The organism is Proteus sp. MB838 (genome assembly GCF_054767435.1).
The window spans coordinates 1-21,707 of the sequence record NZ_BAABMO010000047.1; the positions used below are offsets into that span (position 1 = coordinate 1).

General features: G+C 39.9%; 21 protein-coding genes. 17 read left to right on the plus strand and 4 right to left on the minus strand.

Annotation, left to right across the window (positions count from 1 at the left end; all coding sequences use genetic code 11):
- The coding region (gene metE / locus ACYUCW_RS15760; RefSeq protein WP_460408994.1) for a 5-methyltetrahydropteroyltriglutamate--homocysteine S-methyltransferase at positions 1–2,144 on the plus strand (2,144 nt) is incomplete at its 5' end.
- Positions 2,145–2,312: 168 nt separating this feature from the next.
- The gene (locus ACYUCW_RS15765) at positions 2,313–3,140 is read left to right on the plus strand and encodes a hypothetical protein (RefSeq protein WP_004246130.1); all 828 of its coding nucleotides are present in this window, start codon (positions 2,313–2,315) and stop codon (positions 3,138–3,140) included.
- 104 nt (positions 3,141–3,244) lie between these two features.
- Here ACYUCW_RS15765 and ACYUCW_RS15770 read toward each other — a convergent pair whose 3' ends face one another.
- Positions 3,245–3,637 carry a YidB family protein gene (locus tag ACYUCW_RS15770; RefSeq protein WP_004249529.1) on the minus strand — a complete coding sequence of 131 codons (393 nt, stop codon included), beginning with the start codon at positions 3,635–3,637 and terminating at the stop codon, positions 3,245–3,247.
- 342 nt (positions 3,638–3,979) lie between these two features.
- Between ACYUCW_RS15770 and udp the strand changes: the two genes are divergently transcribed.
- The 10 genes from udp to tatC all read left to right on the plus strand — a co-directional run bounded on the left by udp (position 3,980) and on the right by tatC (position 12,538).
- Positions 3,980–4,738 (plus strand): uridine phosphorylase, encoded by a 759-nt coding sequence (gene udp / locus ACYUCW_RS15775; RefSeq protein ID WP_004246127.1) that lies wholly within the window; start codon positions 3,980–3,982, stop codon positions 4,736–4,738.
- Between the two features lie 149 nt (positions 4,739–4,887).
- A complete protein-coding gene (locus ACYUCW_RS15780) occupies positions 4,888–5,670 on the plus strand; it encodes a tyrosine-protein phosphatase (RefSeq protein ID WP_004249528.1) in 783 nt (260 codons plus the stop codon).
- Positions 5,671–5,741: 71 nt separating this feature from the next.
- Positions 5,742–6,272, plus strand: coding sequence for a DedA family protein (locus ACYUCW_RS15785; RefSeq protein ID WP_004246124.1), 531 nt, complete (start codon positions 5,742–5,744; stop codon positions 6,270–6,272).
- Positions 6,273–6,374: 102 nt separating this feature from the next.
- Positions 6,375–7,715 carry a DNA recombination protein RmuC gene (gene rmuC / locus ACYUCW_RS15790; protein WP_065423401.1) on the plus strand — a complete coding sequence of 447 codons (1,341 nt, stop codon included), beginning with the start codon at positions 6,375–6,377 and terminating at the stop codon, positions 7,713–7,715.
- Positions 7,716–7,796: 81 nt separating this feature from the next.
- The gene (gene ubiE, locus ACYUCW_RS15795; protein ID WP_460408997.1) at positions 7,797–8,552 is read left to right on the plus strand and encodes a bifunctional demethylmenaquinone methyltransferase/2-methoxy-6-polyprenyl-1,4-benzoquinol methylase UbiE; all 756 of its coding nucleotides are present in this window, start codon (positions 7,797–7,799) and stop codon (positions 8,550–8,552) included.
- 1 nt (position 8,553) lies between these two features.
- Positions 8,554–9,195 (plus strand): ubiquinone biosynthesis accessory factor UbiJ, encoded by a 642-nt coding sequence (locus ACYUCW_RS15800; RefSeq protein ID WP_004246120.1) that lies wholly within the window; start codon positions 8,554–8,556, stop codon positions 9,193–9,195.
- Positions 9,195–10,832: a ubiquinone biosynthesis regulatory protein kinase UbiB gene (ubiB, locus tag ACYUCW_RS15805; RefSeq protein ID WP_004246119.1), complete on the plus strand. Its 1,638-nt coding sequence runs from the start codon at positions 9,195–9,197 to the stop codon at positions 10,830–10,832. Before ACYUCW_RS15800 ends, ubiB begins: the two co-directional genes overlap by 1 nt.
- A 125-nt stretch (positions 10,833–10,957) precedes the next feature.
- The gene (tatA, locus tag ACYUCW_RS15810; protein WP_004246118.1) at positions 10,958–11,224 is read left to right on the plus strand and encodes a Sec-independent protein translocase subunit TatA; all 267 of its coding nucleotides are present in this window, start codon (positions 10,958–10,960) and stop codon (positions 11,222–11,224) included.
- A gap of 3 nt (positions 11,225–11,227) precedes the next feature.
- A complete protein-coding gene (gene tatB / locus ACYUCW_RS15815; RefSeq protein ID WP_060961168.1) occupies positions 11,228–11,749 on the plus strand; it encodes a Sec-independent protein translocase protein TatB in 522 nt (173 codons plus the stop codon).
- A gap of 3 nt (positions 11,750–11,752) precedes the next feature.
- Positions 11,753–12,538 carry a Sec-independent protein translocase subunit TatC gene (tatC, locus tag ACYUCW_RS15820; RefSeq protein WP_004246116.1) on the plus strand — a complete coding sequence of 262 codons (786 nt, stop codon included), beginning with the start codon at positions 11,753–11,755 and terminating at the stop codon, positions 12,536–12,538.
- A 62-nt stretch (positions 12,539–12,600) separates the two neighbouring features.
- Here tatC and rfaH read toward each other — a convergent pair whose 3' ends face one another.
- Positions 12,601–13,101, minus strand: coding sequence for a transcription/translation regulatory transformer protein RfaH (gene rfaH / locus ACYUCW_RS15825; protein ID WP_004249522.1), 501 nt, complete (start codon positions 13,099–13,101; stop codon positions 12,601–12,603).
- A 284-nt stretch (positions 13,102–13,385) separates the two neighbouring features.
- On the opposite strand from rfaH, the gene pepE reads away from it, so the two are divergent.
- From pepE to fre, 3 genes are all read left to right on the plus strand, one after another.
- Positions 13,386–14,111 (plus strand): dipeptidase PepE, encoded by a 726-nt coding sequence (pepE, locus tag ACYUCW_RS15830; RefSeq protein WP_004246111.1) that lies wholly within the window; start codon positions 13,386–13,388, stop codon positions 14,109–14,111.
- 119 nt (positions 14,112–14,230) lie between these two features.
- Entirely contained in the window at positions 14,231–15,700 is a 1,470-nt protein-coding gene (gene ubiD / locus ACYUCW_RS15835) for a 4-hydroxy-3-polyprenylbenzoate decarboxylase (RefSeq protein WP_012368791.1), read from the plus strand.
- A 15-nt stretch (positions 15,701–15,715) separates the two neighbouring features.
- Positions 15,716–16,417, plus strand: a complete 702-nt coding sequence (gene fre / locus ACYUCW_RS15840; protein ID WP_004246107.1) for an NAD(P)H-flavin reductase — start codon at positions 15,716–15,718, stop codon at positions 16,415–16,417.
- Positions 16,418–16,539: 122 nt separating this feature from the next.
- Here fre and fadA read toward each other — a convergent pair whose 3' ends face one another.
- Both fadA and fadB read right to left on the minus strand, forming a co-directional pair.
- Entirely contained in the window at positions 16,540–17,703 is a 1,164-nt protein-coding gene (gene fadA, locus ACYUCW_RS15845; RefSeq protein ID WP_004246106.1) for an acetyl-CoA C-acyltransferase FadA, read from the minus strand.
- An 11-nt stretch (positions 17,704–17,714) separates the two neighbouring features.
- Positions 17,715–19,895: a fatty acid oxidation complex subunit alpha FadB gene (fadB, locus tag ACYUCW_RS15850; protein WP_460409001.1), complete on the minus strand. Its 2,181-nt coding sequence runs from the start codon at positions 19,893–19,895 to the stop codon at positions 17,715–17,717.
- Between the two features lie 288 nt (positions 19,896–20,183).
- Here fadB and pepQ point away from each other — a divergent pair, with 288 nt between their 5' ends.
- Both pepQ and ACYUCW_RS15860 read left to right on the plus strand, forming a co-directional pair.
- Complete coding sequence (gene pepQ, locus ACYUCW_RS15855; RefSeq protein ID WP_004249521.1) at positions 20,184–21,518, plus strand: Xaa-Pro dipeptidase; 1,335 nt, start codon at positions 20,184–20,186, stop codon at positions 21,516–21,518.
- Positions 21,518–21,707, plus strand: a 190-nt coding sequence (locus tag ACYUCW_RS15860) for a YigZ family protein (protein ID WP_460409002.1), incomplete at its 3' end; no start/stop codon positions are given. The genes pepQ and ACYUCW_RS15860, both read left to right, overlap by 1 nt.

Sequence of the window (21,707 nt, forward strand, 5' to 3'; positions counted from 1 at the left end):
GCGCTCGTCATTGGCAACAGCAAGCTAATGCAGGAGTCGAATTATTACCCGTTGGTGATTTTGCTTGGTACGACCAAGTCTTGGGTACTAGTCTCCTATTAGGCAATATACCGCCACGCCATCGTAATGAAGATGGTCGCCTAGATCTTGATACTCTATTTCGAGTGGCGAGAGGCAGAGCACCAACGGGTAAACCTGCGGCCGCCTCAGAAATGACAAAATGGTTTAATACTAACTATCACTATCTCGTGCCAGAATTTCAGCAAGGACAATCATTTACACTGGCGTGGCAACAGCTACTGGATGAAGTCGATGAGGCTTTAGCATTAGGCCATAATGTGAAACCGGTACTTTTGGGGCCGATCACCTACTTATGGTTAGGAAAAGTTAAAGGACCTGAGTTTGATAGATTGTCACTGTTAGACGCTATTTTACCTGTTTATCAGCAAGTATTGAGTCAGTTACAGCAAAAAGGTATCGAATGGGTACAAATTGATGAGCCTGCACTGGTTCTTGATTTACCCATTGAGTGGCAAAATGCTTATCAAGTTGCTTATCAAGCATTGACTGGACAGGTTAAACTATTATTGACTACCTATTTTGATGGTATTACTCATCATCTTGATATTATTAAAAACTTACCGGTAAATGGACTACATATTGATCTATGTGCAGGACAGGACGCATTGCAAGTTATACACCAAGCATTGCCTAAAGACTGGGTGTTATCGTTAGGGGTCATTAATGGTCGCAACGTCTGGAAAGCGGATCTAACTACCCGTTATCAACAAGTAGTTGCATTAAAAGGTAAGCGTCCATTATGGATTGGCACATCATGCTCTTTGTTGCATAGTCCAATTGATTTAAGTGCGGAGACTAAGCTTGATGATGAAGTGAAAAGCTGGTTTGCCTTTGCGGTGCAAAAATGTGCAGAAGTGGCGTTACTCGCAAAAGCATTAAATGCACCAGAAGGTGAATATGACGAACAACTTGCCCAATACAGTGCCCCCATTCGTCAACGTGAACACTCTAGTCGTGTACATAATGCAAAAGTGGCCGCACGCTTGCAGGCGATTAATGCACAAGACAGTGAGAGAACATCGCCTTATCAACAACGAGCTAAAGTGCAACGCGCTCGGTTTAATCTCCCTCTGTGGCCAACGACAACCATAGGTTCATTCCCACAAACTACCGAGATCCGCACAGTACGTTTAGACTTTAAAAAAGGGCGTATTGATACCACTGCTTATCGCACTAATATTAGCGAGCATATTAAGCAAGCCATAGATGAACAAGAGCGCTTAGGGCTTGATGTGTTGGTTCATGGTGAAGCTGAGCGTAATGACATGGTTGAATATTTTGGCGAGCATTTTGAAGGTTATGTCTTTACTCAAAATGGCTGGGTACAAAGCTACGGCTCCCGCTGCGTAAAACCGCCGGTGATCATTGGTGATATTAGCCGTCCTGCACCGATTACGGTAGATTGGGCGACTTATGCTCAATCATTAACCGATAAGCCAGTTAAGGGTATGTTAACTGGGCCAGTGACTATTTTATGTTGGTCTTTCCCGCGTGAGGATGTCAGCCGTGAAACTATCGCTAAACAAATTGCGTTAGCGTTACGTGATGAGGTGGATGATTTACAAAAAGCCGGTATCGGTATTATTCAGATAGATGAGCCTGCATTACGCGAAGGATTACCGTTACGTCGTGATGAGTGGCAAGCATACCTAGATTGGGCTGTTGATGCCTTTAAGCTCAGTGCAGCTATCGCTGATGATGAGACACAAATTCATACACATATGTGTTATTGCGAGTTTAATGACATTATGGAGGCGATTGCTGCATTGGATGCGGATGTGATCACCATTGAAACATCACGCTCAGATATGGAGTTATTAGAAGCCTTTGAACATTTTGATTATCCAAATGAAATTGGTCCTGGGGTATACGATATTCATTCGCCTAATGTACCGAATGTAGAATGGATTGTTGGATTGTTAAGAAAAGCGCAATCGCGTATCCCTGCGGAACGTTTATGGGTAAATCCAGATTGTGGTTTAAAAACGCGGGGGTGGAGTGAAACCCGTGCAGCATTGGCAAATATGGTTGAAGCGGCTAAATATTTACGCCAGAACGTATAATAATATTTAAATAATACATTTTAGTAGCCTGTTATTTTGATGTTATCAATATAATAGGCTATTTTTTTCTTATTAATCAAAAATGTTTATTAATAGGTAAATAAAAATAAGAGATAATCTTATTATTGATATTTTTTAATATTGCTATACTGCACAAAACTTAATTTTATGGATATAGATATTGTGCAAAATGGTATTCACCTGTCAGAAAAAATATTAAATGCATTTCCTACTCGAGCTTTAACATTATCTCCATTAAAAGGGGATGGCGGTTTATTCCGTACCTTATTTTTAGTGATTGCAATGTTAGGGATGACAGTATTTAGTGCTTATCAAATTCCTAATATTGTTTATGATTATCAAATTAGTAAAAACCCCGTATTTATTGATGCCGATGTTGATGGCTCTTGCCGTTCAAAACTATTTGTTTTAACCAATTGTAGTGTTGACTTACGCTATAAAGGTAACGAGGTTTCACGAAATTTTACTTTTCTTGATTTTGGCAATAAAGATATATTGGTTGAGCCAGTAGCAGATGAAAACGATCTGACTAAAATGACCGTCGATGTGGCAATTGATAATATTTGGTTACGCTTAATTAGTGCATTAGTTTTTACTGCATTATTTGCTTTTTGCGTGATCTTTTTCATTTATCGTCAAATGATCAGCAATAAAGTCAAAAAAGCATTGCTTTCAGTAGGCACCAAACCTTTAAAATTAACGGCTATCCCTGCTAAGGTCGTTGTGAGTAATAAACAATTTATTGCTACCTATAAAACCAATGTTGCCGGAAAAGAGACTTCAATTACTTATTCAGGTAATAAGAAAACGCCACCCATTACATTAGAAATGGAAGGCAAAACTTATGTTTTGGCGGTGTACGAGCCACAACAAAATATTCCTTATGTATTAGATGTTCCTTTAGCTCGAATTCAAGCAACAGAAGAAGAAAAACAACGTTTTCATGAGGCATTAATAGAGGAAGGTATTCTCTAATTACGCTTTAATGCAGTGATGAGAGTGATTGATTATAGAAAGCAAGATGGCTATTGCGCTTGATTGGTTAAGAAACAATAGCGCCATAGCCATCATTCAATTTATTAGCCACCAAAGATTTTTGCTTTAAGTATATCCATACCGGCGCTCATTAAATCTAACTCTTTGGGGATAACACCTTCTGGCGTGAGTTTATCAACCAATTTTGGCAAATATTGTGCTGCCATATCAGAGGCTTCAGCGGTATTCATATTGATCTTTGCAGCCAATTCATTAATCACTGGCGATGAAAAAACTTGTACGATTTGCTCGGCATTAATAGGTAAATTACTGCCTGTGCTAATCCAAGATTGGATCAGTTCACTTAATCCTGCGCTATTAAACTGTTTAACCAAGCCTTCAATTCCCCCTTGGGTTTCTACCCATTCGAGTACTGTTTTGAATTGATTAATTTTCTCACCGCCCAACAGGCTTGCGATTTGGTTAAATAAGCTCATGCTTGCTCCAATAACTATCAACGCATTATTACGTTATATTGAGATGTTAATTTTAAAGGCGAGTAGTGTACGTGAAGTTAGTATCTTCATCTATACTCAAGTGATATTTATCCGACTAAGCAAGAATAGAATGCAGGATTTTATTACGCCAAAGCGATATTGATAATGCCGCCATAGCGTCGCTATTCGACACTGTTATTTGTGATAACTATCACGTTTTTATGAAATTGTTACTTTTTTTATTACCTGACAGGTGATGTCAGTCACTAAAAAGGTCTAAAAAACTGATAAAGTAACACTTAATTTAATGAACATTGGTTTTGTCCCATTGAGGAGTCCGATATGTCTGATGTATTTCACTTAGGTTTAACCAAAAATGACCTACAGGGTGCCACTTTAGCAATTGTTCCAGGTGATCCTAAGCGTGTTGAAAAAATTGCCAAATTAATGGATAACCCAGTTCATCTGGCCTCTTTACGTGAGTACACCTCATGGCGTGGTGAAATTGATGGAAAAGCAGTGATCGTTTGTTCTACAGGGATCGGTGGTCCATCAACCTCAATTGCAGTGGAAGAATTAGCACAATTAGGTATTCGTACTTTCTTACGTATTGGTACAACGGGCGCTATTCAAGAGCACATCAATGTTGGTGACATCTTAGTAACCACAGCAGCGGTTCGTTTAGATGGTGCAAGTTTGCACTTTGCACCAATGGAATTCCCTGCAGTGTCTGACTTTGAATGTATGAATGCACTGTATAAAGCGGCTAAAGACAATGGTTCAACGGTTCACGTTGGTGTTACAGCCTCTTCTGATACCTTCTACCCAGGCCAAGAGCGTTACGACACCTATACAGGTCGAGTCGTTCGTCGTTTTAAAGGCTCTATGAAAGAGTGGCAAGAAATGGGTGTGATGAACTATGAAATGGAATCCGCTACATTATTAACCATGTGTGCAAGCCAAGGCTTACGTGCAGGTATGGTTGCAGGTGTTATTGTTAACCGTACCCAACAAGAGATCCCCGATGCTGAATTACTGAAGAAAACTGAAAATAATGCATTAGGTATCGTGATTGAAGCTGCTCGCACTTTAATGAAATAAGTTTTCTAAATGAAATACTAAAGCCTTTAATACATTGGTGTATTAAAGGCTTTTTTTGTGCGGTAATTCATCATGTTAATATGTCAACCGTTATAGATTTCTGTTAAGGTCTTGATGGTCTTAACAATACAACAATGAGAAGAGGCATTATGACTGATATCTTACAAACACATCCTTCGGTGTTGCCTTTAACAGGTGGGATTAACTTTCGTGATTTAGGGGGAAAAAAGCTCAGTAATGGCGGTATTATCAAACCCGGCTTACTCTTTCGCTCCGGTTCACTGGATAGATTAACGGATACCGATCAAGCGCTTCTTATTGATAAAAATCTTTTTCAAATCTTAGACTATCGTGACACAGGTGAAATTGTTGATAAGCCGGATCGAGTATGGGAAGGGGCACAATATTACCATGCTCCAGCCAATCCATTATCGAAAGAAGTGTCAGCTAACCTTGAAAAACTCACCCCAGAAATACTGGAACAGTTTGATGCTAAAGCATTTATGTTTCAGCTATATAAATTACTACCTATTAATAATCCGGCTTATAAACAGTTGGCAACGTTGTTGAAGCAACCAGAAAAAGGCGGTGTCATACAACATTGTGCAGTAGGTAAAGATAGAACGGGGGTGGGCTCTGCTTTAGTTCTATTTGCCTTAGGGGCCTCATTAGATGTGGTGATGGAAGATTACTTACTCACCAATGAAACATTAGCGCCTTTCCGCGCTTATCTTTTAGAAGAGCATGCTAAAACACTGAGTGAAAATGTGGTGAATAAATTTGCGTATGTTTATTCAGTACAAGAAGAGTTCCTGCAAACAGCCCTTGCCAGTATTAATCAACACTATGGCAATATCGATACTTGGCTTGAAAAAGATATTGGCTTGGATGCGCAAAGTAGAGAAAGCTTACAAAACTATTTTCTCGAATAGTGAAGTGATTTATATTCGGTTAAAGATGTTGTGCTTTTTTACTGAAATTAACCGAATTTAAGGTCTCTATTGTGACAGTACAAGACATTATTCATACCATCACTCTGTTTGTAAAAGAGCACGAAATATGGGCTGTGCCTATCGTGTTCTTACTCGCATTTGGTGAGTCACTTGCCTTTATCTCGTTATTAATACCTGCCACTGTTATCCTATTAGGCCTAGGAGCATTAATAGGTGAAAGTGGTCTACTCTTTTGGCCAATTTGGCTTGCCGCCGCCCTAGGCGCTTTTTTTGGTGATTGGATCTCCTATTGGGTGGGTTATCACTATAAAGAAGGGGTAAGAAACTTATGGCCGATTTCTCGCTCACCGCAGACCTTGGTAAGAGGGCATCAATTTTTTAATCGCTGGGGTGTTTGGGGGGTATTTATTGGGCGATTTTTTGGGCCTTTTCGGGCAATAGTGCCTTTAGTTGCGGGTATTTGTGCTATGCCACAACGCTATTTTCAGCTGGCGAATTTGGCTTCTGCGATGATCTGGGCATTTGGTATTCTGGCTCCAGGGGCGTTTGGCCTGCAATGGCTGGCGAAATGGATAGGATAATTGCGTCCTTTATCGCAAATCAGCGTATGATGTAAATTGTTGCTAGACAATGTTACTGATGCGTTTTAACGTAGCCCGCTAGAAAATAAAAAGGTTACTTGAGTGGATATTCAGTTGTTATACGGGATCATTGGTTTATTAGGCGGTGTATTGGTGGGGGGGATCGCCGTTTGGTGGCTTATCCAACAACGCTTAGCCGAAAAAGAAAACCTATTACGTGAAAATTATACTCAGCTTGCGGTTGCACAACAAAAAGCATTGGTGATCCCTTCTTTACAACAACAGATAGCGCATTTAGAGCAAGAGTTACGTGCACAACGTGAAATAATTACTTCTCAAGAGGCCGAATTAAGGGAAGTGACCACGCGTTGGGAAGAGAGCCGAATATCCGCTGAAGAGAAACAGCGTTTACTGCTTAATAGTGAACAACGACTAGCCACTCAGTTTGAAAATCTGGCTAACCGCATTTTTGAGCAAAGTGGACGTAAAGCGCAAGAGCTTAATCGTCAAGGTTTAACCCATCTCCTTTCTCCATTTCGAGAGCAACTAGAGAGTTTTCGTCGGCAGGTACAAGAAGGTTTTGGACAAGAAGCGCGAGAAAGGCATACACTGGTACATGAAATTCGCCAACTGCAACAACTCAATGTCAAAATGGCGCAAGAAGCCGTTAATCTGACTAATGCCTTAAAAGGGGATAATAAAATCCAAGGCAACTGGGGAGAAACGGTATTAGCGCGGATCTTAGAGTCATCTGGTTTACGCGAAGGGCACGAGTTTGAAACTCAAGTCAGTATTCGCCATGAAAATGGCAGTCGTTATCAACCCGATGTGATTGTGCATTTACCGCATCGTCGAGATGTGATTATTGATGCTAAAATGTCGCTGATTGCTTATGAAAGATACTTTAATAGCAGTGATGAAAATGAACAAAAACAAGCGCTGCATGCTCATGTGAGCTCTATCAGAGCGCACATTAAAGGCTTAAGTCTCAAAGATTATCATAAGCTACCGGGAGTGACTTCGTTAGACTACGTTTTAATGTTTATACCGATAGAGCCTGCTTACCTCGTTGCTATTGGTCATTCTCCAGATTTATTAGAAGAAGCATTGAAAAATAATATAATGTTGGTTGGGCCATCTACTTTACTTGTTGCTTTGCGTACAATAGCCGCATTGTGGCGTTATGAATACCAAAGCCAAAATGCGCAAGAAATTGCTGATAGAGCGGCTAAAATGTATGACAAATTAAGACTTTTCGTTGATGATATGCAAGGGCTAGGTAATAGCATTCAAAAAGCGCAATCGGGTTATCTATTAGCGATGAAAAAACTCTCTGAAGGTCGTGGAAACCTTATCAGCCAAGCAGAAGGCTTTAAATCCTTAGGGGTTGAGATAAAAAAGACCATTGATAATGATCTGGTTGAAAAATCAGCTTCTGATTGATTTACATAAATAAAAATAGCGGTTTCCGGGCAAGAAATGTACTGAATTTACTAAATTTTGATTAATTAGCGGGCAAATAATATGACTCAACAATCTAAGGAAACAACAGATTTTGGTTTCCAAACCGTTGACAAAGATGAAAAACAAACCATGGTGGCCAAGGTTTTTCACTCTGTTGCATCTAAATACGATTTAATGAATGACTTAATGTCTTTTGGCATCCATCGTGTCTGGAAACGCTATACCATTGAGGCAAGTGGTGTAAGACGTAATCAACGTGTACTTGACTTGGCAGGTGGAACCGGCGATTTAACGGCAAAATTCTCTCGTTTAGTAGGAGAGAATGGTGAAGTGGTTTTAGCTGATATCAATGACTCCATGTTAAAAATGGGACGTGAGAAACTGCGTGATCACGGTATTGTTGGTAATGTCAGTTATGTACAAGCGAATGCAGAAGAGCTGCCATTCCCTGATGATTACTTTGACTGTATCACTATCTCGTTCGGTTTACGTAATGTGACTGATAAAGCCAAAGCGTTACGTTCTATGTTCCGTGTGCTAAAACCCGGTGGACGTCTATTAGTCCTTGAATTCTCTAAACCCGTTCTTGATCCGCTAAGTAAGATTTATGATGCTTACTCTTTCCATATATTACCAAGAATTGGTCAAGTGATTGTGAATGATGCAGATAGCTATCGCTATTTAACCGAATCCATTCGCATGCACTCAGACCAAGAAACATTAAAAGGAATGATGGAAGAAGCTGGGTTTGATCAGGTTTCCTATACCAATATGACTGGAGGTATAGTTGCATTACACAAAGGGTTTAAATTCTAAGATGGAAAAAGCCACTTTTTCTCATGATATTGCTTCTCAAGTGCTCTATCCACTGATAACTGCATCGATGGAAACGGCACTTAATCATGTTTTATATCAGGAAAATGTGCTTAAACCTGCCCGCAATCGCCTTGCGGGCAAAGTCTTGGCGCTTTCTATTAATGAGTTTCCTCAATCTATCTATTTAATTTTCAGCGAACAGCAAGTTGATGTGTTAACTCAATGGAATGATGAGACTGATTGCACGATAAAAACTAAATTATTAACTTTAATTAAACTCACTGACCGACAAAAGTTGTCTGAATTAATTAATCGTGGTGATATTACCATTGAAGGCGATATGCAGGTGGTACAAAACTGGTCTGCCTTGCTGGATATGGCACCCTGGGAGCCTGCGCAATATTTAGCGCCTTATATTGGTGATTTGGCTGCAGAAGGATTATCGCTTGCAGCAAGTAAAGGGCTCAAATTATTCACTACACTATTTGGCCGACAAAAAGCTTATTTAAGAGACGCTTTGATTGAAGAGTGGAAAACCGCCCCCTCAACATTAGAGACTGTCCATTTTTATGATGAAATAGAACAACTGGCACAGCAAACAGCCGAGTTAGAAAAACGGTTAAGCACCTTGGAGAAAAAATAATGCTCCTCAGTGAGTTAAAGCGCCTTTATCATATTATTAAAGTCTTCTTATCTTATGGGCTTGATGAGCTAATTCCTAAACATCGAATTACCTTGCCGGCAAGATTGGGGTGCCGAGCACTATTTTGGATCAAAAATCAGCATGCCGATAAACCATTAGGTGAGCGCTTACGACTTGCATTACAAACATTAGGGCCTGTTTGGATAAAACTGGGTCAAATGTTATCGACTCGACGTGATCTTTTTCCTCCTCATATCGCTGATCAGTTGGCGTTACTGCAAGATAAAGTAGCTCCTTTTGATGGTAAAAAAGCGCGACAATATATTGAAAAATCATTTGGTGGCCCTATCGATAAATGGTTTGATGATTTTGACGAAACACCTCTTGCTTCTGCGTCAATTGCACAAGTCCATACCGCTACATTGAAAGAAAATGGTAAAGAAGTGGTATTAAAGGTGATCCGTCCTGATATTCAGCCTGTTATTAAAGCGGATATTCGTTTGATGTATCGGTTAGCGAATTTATTGCCATTTTTACCCGATGGGCGTCGGTTACGGCCTAAAGAAGTGATCCGCGAATATGAAAAAACATTACTTGATGAGCTAAACCTATTACGTGAAGCGGCAAATGCCATTCAATTGCGTCGTAACTTTGAAAATAGCTCTATGCTTTATATTCCGGAAGTGTATTCGGATTATTGCCATGAAAATGTAATGGTGATGGAGCGTATTTATGGTATTCCTGTTTCAGATATTGATGCGTTAAATGCCCAAAATACCAATATGAAGCTATTGGCAGAGCGTGGGGTTAAAGTCTTTTTTACTCAAGTATTTAGAGACAGTTTTTTCCATGCAGATATGCATCCGGGTAATGTATTTATCAGTTATGATCATCCGGAAAATCCATACTATATTGGCATTGACTGTGGTATTGTCGGCTCACTGAATAAAGAAGATAAACGTTATTTAGCGGAAAACTTCTTAGCATTCTTTAATCGTGACTATCGTCGTGTGGCTGAGTTACACGTTGATTCTGGTTGGGTACCTGCTGATACCAATGTAGAAGATTTTGAATTTGCTATTCGCACAGTGTGTGAGCCAATCTTTGAAAAACCCTTGTCAGAAATTTCTTTTGGGCATGTGCTACTGAATCTTTTTAATACGGCTCGTCGTTTTAATATGGAAGTACAACCGCAATTGGTTTTACTGCAAAAAACTTTGTTGTATGTTGAAGGCTTAGGTCGTCAGCTTTATCCACAGCTTGATCTTTGGAAAACGGCAAAACCTTTCTTAGAAGATTGGCTACATAGTCAAATTGGTATTACTGCGTTGGTAAATGGTATCAAAAGTAAGGCGCCTTACTGGATTGAAAAGATGCCTGAATTGCCTGAATTGGTTTATGATAGCCTGAAACAACACAAAAATATGAAGTTAACGCTAGAAAAATTGACGGAACAAATAAGTTCACAGAGAGTCAAACAAAGACAGTCCTATTTTTTATTGGGTATGGGAACAACGCTATTTTTATGCGGTAGCCTGTTTTTTGTTTCTGGTTTTAAAACATTATTTAGTGTTTTTATCAGTTTAGGCCTTCTCGCATGGATTTGGGGCTGGTTTAAATCAGGTAATGCACAATAAAAACACATCAAAGTTTGTCTTTGAACAATTTATAATATGAATTCGAGATTCCCGAAAATTGAATTCGATGTATATAATGGGCACTGTTGTAAAGTATAACTCCTAAAATAGTTGAGGAACATAAAATGGGCGGTATTAGCATTTGGCAATTACTCATCATCGCTGTCATCGTAGTCTTATTATTTGGTACTAATAAACTGCGCACTTTAGGCTCAGATTTGGGTGCTTCAGTCAAAGGCTTTAAAAAAGCGATGGGTGACGAAAACCAAAAAGAGACCAACAACGCAGAAAAAACCACGAACGACGCAGATTTTGATACTAAAAATTTAGCGCAGAAGACTTCGACAGAAGAGAAGTCAACCACTGAGAGCAAAAATAAAGAGCAGGTGTAAACCGTGTTTGACATTGGTTTTAGTCAGCTGCTATTGGTCATGGTGATAGGTCTTGTTTTTCTGGGGCCAGAACGATTGCCCGTAGCAGTAAAAACAATTGCTGGCTGGGTAAGGGCATTACGCTCTTTGGCGGCGAATGTGCAAAATGAGCTAACTCAAGAACTAAAACTTCAAGAGCTTCAAGAGAGCCTGAAGAAAGTGGAAGAGAAAGCGAATTTGCAAACATTATCCCCTGAGCTAAAAGCGTCGATGGATGAGTTAAAAGAGGCTGCACAGTCTTTAAAAGAAACTTATCAAGCACCTACAACGCCAGGATCTACAGAGACAGAGCAGTCTGTAAAAACCGACTCTACGGAACCTACGCCTTCTGATTTAGCGGCACTGGCTGAAGCGAATGACGATGTTCAACACAGTTCCAAAACGGTAACTGAAAATACAGAACATGTTATTAAGCCAGATGTTCCTGTTACTAAAACAGTAACAGTAGAGAAGAAAACAACTGATCAGGCAAATGGTGAGCACTAAAACATGGCAGTAAATGATACCCAACCGCTGATCAGCCATTTAATAGAACTGCGTAAGCGTCTAATGTACAGCTTAGTTTCAGTTCTAGTGGTTTTTCTGGCTTTGGTTTATTTTTCTAACGATATCTATCAATTAATCTCGGCACCTTTACTTGATAAGTTGCCGCAGGGGTCAAATATGAGTGCGACTGATGTTGCCTCAACTTTTTTGACGCCAATTAAATTGACTATTATGGTATCCGTTTTTGCTTCTGTTCCTGTGATCCTTTATCAGGTATGGGCTTTTATCGCACCAGCACTGTATAAACATGAACGTCGCTTAATGTTACCGTTACTGGTTTCAAGTACCGTATTATTTTATCTCGGTATGGCGTTTGCGTATTTTGTTGTGTTTCCACTTGCATTTGGTTTCTTTGTGAATACTACCCCAGAAGGGGTTAACTTTATTCCAGATATCAGTAAGTATTTAAGTTTCGTAATGACGCTGTTTATGGCGTTTGGGGCCGCATTTGAAGTTCCTATTGCGATCATCTTGCTGTGCTGGAGTGGTGTCACAACACCTGATGCATTAAAGAAAAAACGTCCTTATATCTTAGTGGGTGCTTTTGTTATTGGCATGGTATTAACGCCACCTGATGTTTTTTCTCAAACATTATTAGCAATACCGATGTATTTATTGTTTGAGATTGGTGTCTTGGTGTCCCGTTTTTATGTCAATAATGGCAGAAGAAAAACACCAGAAGAAGAAGCTGAAGAGGCTGAGGCGCAAGCAACAGAACAGCAGAAATAATTTTAGGAAGTGAGTTTTCTAAAAACATAATTTATTAACCCAGCTAAGGCTGGGTTAACTTTTTAGAAAGGCTCTTTTTTAAACTCTTTATTATCAACGGATTTTTTCACTTCATTATTTAATATTTTTAATAGCAAAATAGAGCGAGTTTCGCCGTCTGGCTCTTGGTATATCGCTTTGATCCCCTGAAAAACACCTTCCGTAATTAATACATAATCACCACTATGCGGCACATTTTCTTCACTGTAGATAACTGAAGACGGTGACGGCGATTGTAAGGTATCTATAACCTCTTGTGGCACTGTGACAGGATAGCGTCCAAAGCGCACAAAGGCATTAACACCACGGGTAGAATTTATCGTAGTGGTATGAATGACCTCTGGATCAAATTGAATAAATAGATAATTCGGGAACAAAGGCTCGGTGACCAAAGTTCTTTTATTTCTTATTAACTTTTCTATTGTCACCATCGGCGTAAAGCAGATCACCTGCTGACGTTCTAAGTGTTCGATCGCCCGAGCGATTTGTCCGCGTTTACAATACAGAAGGTGCCAGTTTTTCATAATAGAGACAAAGGGTTAGTTGATCTTAATTAGGAGGATAATAGCAAATTTATGATAAAGGTAACAGTCATCTGTCGGTAAATGTAACAAGTGAAATGCAATTTTATACTAGAAAATGATCACTGAAACCGTGTTCAGACGCAATAAATGCAGTGGTTTTGAGAAGTTTCAATCTTATCTCAGATAGAGGTAACAAGTTGACAAAAAAATGATGGCAAAAACAAGAAAAAACTCCCAAGATAATTATCTTAGATCCTGATCCATAATTATAAAGAGGTTTTCAAATGGAAGTTTTTTTATTGAGTAATGGGAAGATTGCCGGGGACCCACAATGGTTAAGTTACGCCAAAGATAATATCGACAGCATGATTAAAAAGCGTGGTATTCGTTCTGCCGTGCTTATTGCATATGCGGTTATTCGTTCTGATCACGACCAACGTGCTCGTGAATTATCAGAAGTATTAGGTATTGAAGTGACTTGTATTGAACATTTTGATTCAGAAGTGGAAGCCATTAACAATGCTGAGTGTATTTTAGTTAGTGGGGGGAATACGTGGTTATTAAACCAAATGCTGCATGAGAAAGGATTAGTGGTTCCTATCCAGCGTGCAGTTCGTGAACGTAATATCCCTTATATCGGTTGGAGTGCGGGTTGTAATGTTGCCACTCCGACTATCCGTACTACAAATGATATGCCTGTGCGCTGTTCTGTTGTTATGCCTTCACTGGGATTATTCCCTGTACAAATTAACCCGCACTATATTGATGCCACCATTAGTGGACATATGGGCGAAACTCGAGATGAGCGTATTGCGGAGTTTTGTGCGATGAACCCAGACGAGATAGTGGTTGCCATTCGTGAAGGTAGTTACTTATATATTCAGGGTGAAGAGTTACGTTATTACAGCGCTAAAAATGAAGGCTTTAAAATTTTCCAACATGGAAAAACTTTTCCAGAACAGTTTGATACAAAAATGTTGGCAAAATGGGTTCCATTTCGCTGTTTATAATAATAATTTGCAATCTCATATAAAAGGCATTGCTTTTTAGTGAGTTATGCGTTTAGCTTATAGTGTTTCAAAGAGGGCTTTGCCCTCTTTTCTCTCACTCACTGGCTCGTAAGATTATGATGAAATACCGCGATTTAAGAGATTTCCTTTCATTACTCGAAGAAAAAGGTGAATTAAAACGCATCACCTTTGAAATAGATCCCTACCTTGAAATGACCGAAATAGCGGACAGAACATTACGTGCTGGTGGGCCTGCACTGTTATTTGAAAATCCTAAAGGGTTTGATATGCCAGTGCTATGTAATTTATTTGGTACACCTGAGCGTGTTGCTATGGGGATGGGGCAAGATGATGTTAAAGCCTTACATGAAGTGGGTAAGCTATTAGCATTTTTAAAAGAGCCTGATCCTCCGAAAGGATTTCGTGATCTTTTTGATAAGTTACCTAAATTTAAGCAAGTTTTAAATATGCCAACTAAGCGCCTGAGCAAAGCCCCTTGTCAGGAGGTTGTGTTAACTGGCGATGATGTTGATTTAACTAAGATCCCCGTGATGCATTGTTGGCCTGAAGATGCAGCCCCTTTGATTACATGGGGACTTACAGTAACGCGAGGGCCTTTTAAAGAGCGCCAGAATTTAGGTATTTATCGCCAACAAGTGCTTGGCAAAAATAAGGTGATTATGCGTTGGTTATCTCATCGCGGTGGCGCGTTAGATTTCCAAGAATGGTGTCAAAAACACCCAGGAGAACGTTTTCCCGTTTCTGTTGCATTAGGGGCTGATCCTGCGACAATTTTAGGTGCCGTAACGCCAGTACCAGATACATTATCTGAATATGCCTTTGCTGGATTATTGCGAGGTAATAAAACAGAAGTCGTTAAATGCCTTTCCAATGACTTGGAAGTCCCGGCAAGTGCCGAAATTATTCTCGAAGGGTATATCGAACCCGGTGAGCTTGCACCAGAAGGGCCATATGGTGATCATACTGGTTATTATAATGAGATTGACTCTTTTCCAGTATTTACCATAACACATCTAACACGTCGTAAAGATGCTATCTATCACTCTACTTATACAGGGCGTCCACCGGATGAGCCGGCAGTATTAGGCGTTGCGCTTAATGAAGTATTAGTACCGATATTACAAAAACAATTTCCTGAGATTGTCGATTTTTATTTACCTCCTGAAGGTTGCTCTTATCGTTTAGCGGTTGTGACCATGAAAAAGCAGTATGCTGGTCACGCTAAACGCGTAATGATGGGAGTTTGGTCTTATTTGCGACAATTTATGTATACTAAATTTGTGATTGTTTGCGATGATGATGTGAATGCAAGAGATTGGAAAGATGTGATTTGGGCTATCACAACTAGAATGGATCCCGCAAGAGATACCATTATGATGGAAAATACGCCAATTGATTATCTTGATTTTGCTTCACCTGTTTCAGGTTTAGGCTCCAAAATGGGGTTAGATGCGACCAATAAATGGCCCGGTGAAACAGAGAGAGAGTGGGGGCGACCTATCGTAATGACGGATGAAATAAAACAGCGGGTCGATACTATTTGGGAACAGCTCGATATTGTTAAATAATAATAGAGGAACAACATGGCGATACTGAACTGTAAAGTCTCACTCGTTGAGCCGATAACAGATACGGTGTATCGGGTAAGATTATTACCTGATGGCCCATTTGATTTTCAGGCTGGACAATACCTTTTAGCGGTTATGGATGAGCGAGATAAGCGCCCATTCTCTATTGCCTCTATTCCCGAAAATAAAGACTTTATTGAGCTTCATATTGGCGCGTCAGATCTGAATCTTTACGCAATGGCTGTGCTCGATCTTATTTTAGAAACTCAACAATTAAAGATTGATATTCCCCATGGTAATGCGTGGTTTAGACAACAGAGCCAACGTCCTTTGTTGCTTATCGCAGGAGGAACAGGATTTTCTTATACTCACTCTATCTTGCTAGCGGCATTACAAGAAAATCCTCAACGTGCGATAACGCTTTATTGGGGAGGACGAGAGCAGGTACATCTTTATGATCTTAATGAGTTGCAAGATTTAACGGAAAAGTATCCCTCATTATCAGTCGTGCCTGTTGTTGAACAACCTGATGACGCTTGGCGTGGTAGAAAAGGGACTGTATTAACGGCAATTAGTGAAGATTTTGGCGATTTATCATCCTATGATATTTATATCGCAGGACGTTTTGAAATGGCTAAAATAGCGCGAGATCGTTTTTGTAATGAGCGTAATGCTGATAGAGAACGCTTATTTAGTGATGCTTTTGAGTTTATTTAACACGCAATAACGATAAAAAAACCATAAAAAAACCCGCCCCTGACGGCGGGAAAATGGTTAAAAAACCAAGCAATCAAACATGTCAACCAAGTGATATTACTCAAAATGAAAAATCATCTTGATTAAACTCGCTCAATAATGGTTGCTATCCCTTGGCCTAATCCAATACACATTGTCGCTAATCCTAATTGTGCATCTTTACGCTCCATAATATTTAATAGCGTGGTGGTTATTCTGGCACCAGAACAACCTAATGGATGCCCAAGTGCAATAGCACCACCATTAAGATTGATTTTGTCATCAATGCTATCGAGTAAATTCATTTTTTTCATGCAAGCTAAGGATTGCGCTGCAAAGGCTTCGTTAAGTTCAAAGATATCAATATCACTGAGGGTTAACCCCGCTTTTTTTAGTGCTATTTCAGTGGCAGGAACGGGACCATATCCCATGATTGCCGGATCACAACCTGTTACCGCCATCGAACGAATAATTGCACGGGGTTTTAAATGATGTTGCTTAGCATAACTTTCGCTCGTGATAAACATCGCGGATGCCCCATCAGAGACGGCCGATGAATTCCCCGCAGTGACGGAGCCCGTGGCGGGATCAAACACGGGTCTAAGTTGTGCTAATTCATCAAGGCTTGGGTTATAACGGATAACTTCATCCGTGCTGACGCGTATAAAATCTCCTGCTGCATCATGACCATTAATGGCAACAAGTTCGTTGTCAAAATAGCCTTTTTGGGTCGCGAGGGCGGCTAAATGGTGTGAGCGATAGGCGAATTTGTCTTGTTCTTCACGAGATATTTGAAATGATTTTGCTAACATTTCTGCAGTTAACCCCATTGAGAATGAAGCCTTTGCCACAGAAAGATTTAATGCTGGGTTAAAGTCAGCATTATAGGTCATCGGTACATGACCCATATGTTCAACGCCACCAATTAAAGCAACTTGGCTCTCTCCTAACATAATTTGGCGAGCACCGTCATGCAAGGCTTGCATCGAAGAGCCACATAAACGATTGACGGTTACTGCCGGAACTTTATGCGGTAATTCTGCTAATAGTGCGGCATTACGTGCAATATTAAAGCCTTGCTCTAAAGTTTGTTGCACACAGCCCCAAATCACATCGCCAATATCATTGGGATCAATATCAGGGTTACGCTTAAGCAAAGCTTGCATTAATTGCGCAGAGAGATTTTCAGCTCTTACATGGCGAAATGCCCCGCCTTTTGAACGTCCCATTGGGGTGCGAACACCATCAATTATGACAACCTTTTCCATTTCTTCTCTCCTTAAGCGAGTTCTCTGACGTTAACATCTACTTTTGCAGGCTTTGGATAGTAGGTTTCGTTACGTAATGCTTTTTGTTTTAAGCTCTCAGGAATTTGGTAAAGTGGCCCTAATTCTGAGTATTGCTCTGCATTTGCAACAAATTGTGCTAATCCAATGGTATCGAGGTAACGGAAGACACCACCACGGAAAGGAGGGAAGCCTAAACCATACACTAATGCAATATCGGCTTCTGCAGGTGAGGCGATAATGTCTTCATCTAAGCAACGAATAACTTCATTGATCATTGGGATCATCATACGAGCAATAATAGTGTCTTGGTTAAATTCCTGTTTTTTGCCGACATGATGTTCAATAAGGCTGTGAATATCGTTATCTACCTGCTTTTGTTTTTTACCACGCTTATCAATAGTGTAGTCATAGAAACCATGATTATTTTTCTGACCATAGCGTTGTTGTTGATATAAAAGCGCAATAACGTCTTTATCAATACTGCCCATTCTGTCTGGGAAACCTTGAGCCATCACTGCTTGAGCATGATTCGCTGTATCGATACCGACAACATCCAGTAAATAAGCCGGGCCCATTGGCCAGCCAAAGACTTTTTTCATCACTTTATCTACAGCAAGAAAATCAGCACCATCTCTTAATAAAAGAGAAAACCCGGCGAAATAAGGGAAGAGCACGCGATTGACAAAGAACCCCGGACAGTCATTAACAATGATTGGCGTTTTACCCATTTTGCTAGCATAACTGACAATGCGATTAATCGTCTCTTCACTGGTTTTTTCACCTTTAATGATCTCAACTAAAGGCATGCGGTGAACGGGATTAAAGAAGTGCATTCCACAGAAATTTTCAGGGCGTGTTAGTGATTTGGCAAGTAGCGAAATGGGGATTGTTGAGGTATTCGAAGCAAGTACAGCATGATCAGCAAGGAGCGCTTCGGTTTCAGCAAGTACAGAGGCTTTTACTTTAGGGTTTTCAACCACCGCTTCGACCACAATTTGTGCATCAGCTACACTGGCATAGTTTAGGGTAGGATGAATAGAGGCGAGGGTTTTTGCCATATCAACGGCACTCATACGTCCTTTTTCTTGACGTTTTTGTAACAGACTGAGTGCTTCTGTCATACCCAATTCAAGGGAGTTGGCATTAATATCTTTCATGGTAACAGGAATGCCCTTTAGTGCAGATTGATAGGCAATTCCGCCACCCATGATCCCCGCGCCTAATACTGCCGCTTGTTTTGGTAAGCTAGCATGACGTTTTTTAGTAATACCTTTCACATATTGATCATTAAGGAAAATACCCACTAATGCTTTGGCAACATCGGTGCGGGTCAGTTTGACAAAGTTTTCTGTTTCCAATTCAAGTGCCGCTTTTCTATCTAGAAATGCGGCTTTTTCTATCGTATTAACGGCGGTCATTGGGGCTGGATAATGAGGGCCTGCGACTTTCATCACCATGCCTTTTGCCACAGCAAATGACATTTTATGTTCAAGTTCCGTTAATCTTAACGCCACAGTTTTAGGTTGACGAGCAGCTTGCCAGTCAAATTTGCCATCAATGGCTTGCTCTATCAGTGAAATGGCACTTTCTTTTAGCTTATCAACAGGGACAATAGCTTGAATTAAGCCATTCTTAAGTGCCGTTTCGGCATTAATATCTTTACCTGCGGTAATAATTTCTAAGGCATTATCAACGCCAATAAGGCGAGGTAGCCGAACAGAGCCACCAAAACCCGGCATAATACCAAGTTTTGTTTCGGGTAAACCAATGCGTAAATCCGGTGATGCAATACGAAAATCCGTTGCTAATACACATTCACAGCCACCGCCTAGGGCGTAGCCATTAATGGCAGAAACTGTAGGAACGGGGAGATCTTCTAATCGATTGAAAATATGATTAGCAAAATGTAGCCATTGTGTCAGTTCTTCAACGGGTGCATCAAAAAGTGATAAAAATTCGGTAATATCGGCACCAACAATAAAGGCGGGTTTTTCTGAACGTAAAATAACCCCTTTTAGATCAGATGTGTTTTCTAATACTGTTAACGCTTCGCTTAACATTGCCACCGTTTTTGTATCTAATTTATTAATAGAACCGCTAGCATTGAAAACGAGCTCAACAATACCTTGCTTCACCCAATCGGCTTGAATATTTTCGCTTTGATAGAGCATTTGTATTCTCCCTAAAGTATAAACTGGTATGACCAGATAATTAGAGTGTGAATACAATGTTAATTAATTGCAAATATTTGATTAAGGAAATGTAGGGCTGATCACAATGAAATTATCTAATATATTGATTTTTATATGATTGGTTTAAATGAATAAATCAGCATAATTAAGGATCGTAAAAACATAGTAATAAGTCATGGTAAGCTATTTTTGCTATGGTGTTACCCTGTAAAAGAGTTGGCGTGTTAAGCTGAATAATTAACAATAAATAAAGATAGGTGATTAGTAATGGAAAAATTGCTTTCTCTGTATCAAGAACATATCAAAACACTACAAAATCGTACTCGTGATGCTTTATCTAGACACCACCTTGATAATGTCTTGATTCACTCTGGTGAACCTATTGGTGTTTTCCTTGATGATAGTGATTACCCTTTTAAAGTGAATGCACACTTTAAAGCGTGGGTGCCAGTAACTGATGTGCCACATTGTTGGTTATTGGTTGATGGTGTCAATAAACCAAAACTCTGGTTCTATTCACCTGTTGATTATTGGCATAGTGTTGAAGCTTTACCAAGTAGCTATTGGACCCATGAAATTGAGCTGATCCATTTAAAAAATGTCGATGATATTCAAAAAGAGCTAGCACCTTTTATTAATAAAAATACTGCTTATATTGGGCCAAATACACAACGGGCTGATTCATTAGGTGTCAGTCTTGATAATGTTAATAACCAATCTCTTCTTAACTATTATCATTATTATCGTGCTTATAAAACGGGTTATGAACTGGCATGTATGCGCGAAGCGCAGAAAATGGCAGTCAATGGACATATCGCCGCTCGTGAGGCATTCCAAGCTGAGTTAAGTGAATTTGATATTAATATGGCTTATTTAATGGCAACAGGACATCGGGACACAGATGTACCTTATGGCAATATTGTTGCATTAAATGAACATGCTGCTGTTTTGCATTACACCAAATTAGATCATCAATCGCCAGATGAATATCGTAGTTTCCTTATTGATGCGGGAGCAGAGTATAATGGGTATGCTGCGGATATTACGCGTACTTATTCAGCGAAAGAAAATCATGAATTTACTGCTTTAGTCAAAGATATGAATGATGCGCAACAGGCATTGATAGCGACAATGAAAGCGGGAGTACGCTACAGCGAATATCATATTCAAATGCATCAACGTATTGCCGGATTATTACATAAATACGGTATCGTTAAGGGGATTAGCGAAGAAGAGATGGTGAGTGAAGGATTAACAACTCCCTTCTTACCACATGGATTAGGCCATGCGCTAGGTTTACAAGTTCATGATGCGGGTGGATTTATGCAGGATGATAAAGGGACTCATTTAGCTGCGCCAGCCATGTATCCTTTCTTACGTTGTACACGTATTGTAGAGCCGGGAATGGTACTTACCATTGAGCCAGGATTCTATTTTATTGATTCGTTATTAGCACCTTGGCGTGAAGGGAAATATCGTAGTCATTTTGATTGGCATTTGATTGAACACTTCAAGCCTTTTGGTGGCATTCGTATTGAAGATAATATTATTATTCACGATAACAAAATTGAAAATATGACAAGAGACTTACATTTAGCCTGATGAAAGCTTATTTGATCCCCGCTGAAACGGTAGAATTCAGTGAAGAAATAAAGAAGAGCCGTTTTATTACATTTATTGCTCATACTGAAGGGATTGAGGCTGCCAAAGCGTATATCCAATCAATTAAAGCGCAGTTTCCCGATGCTCGGCATCATTGTTGGGCATTTGTTGCTGGAAGACCGGATGATT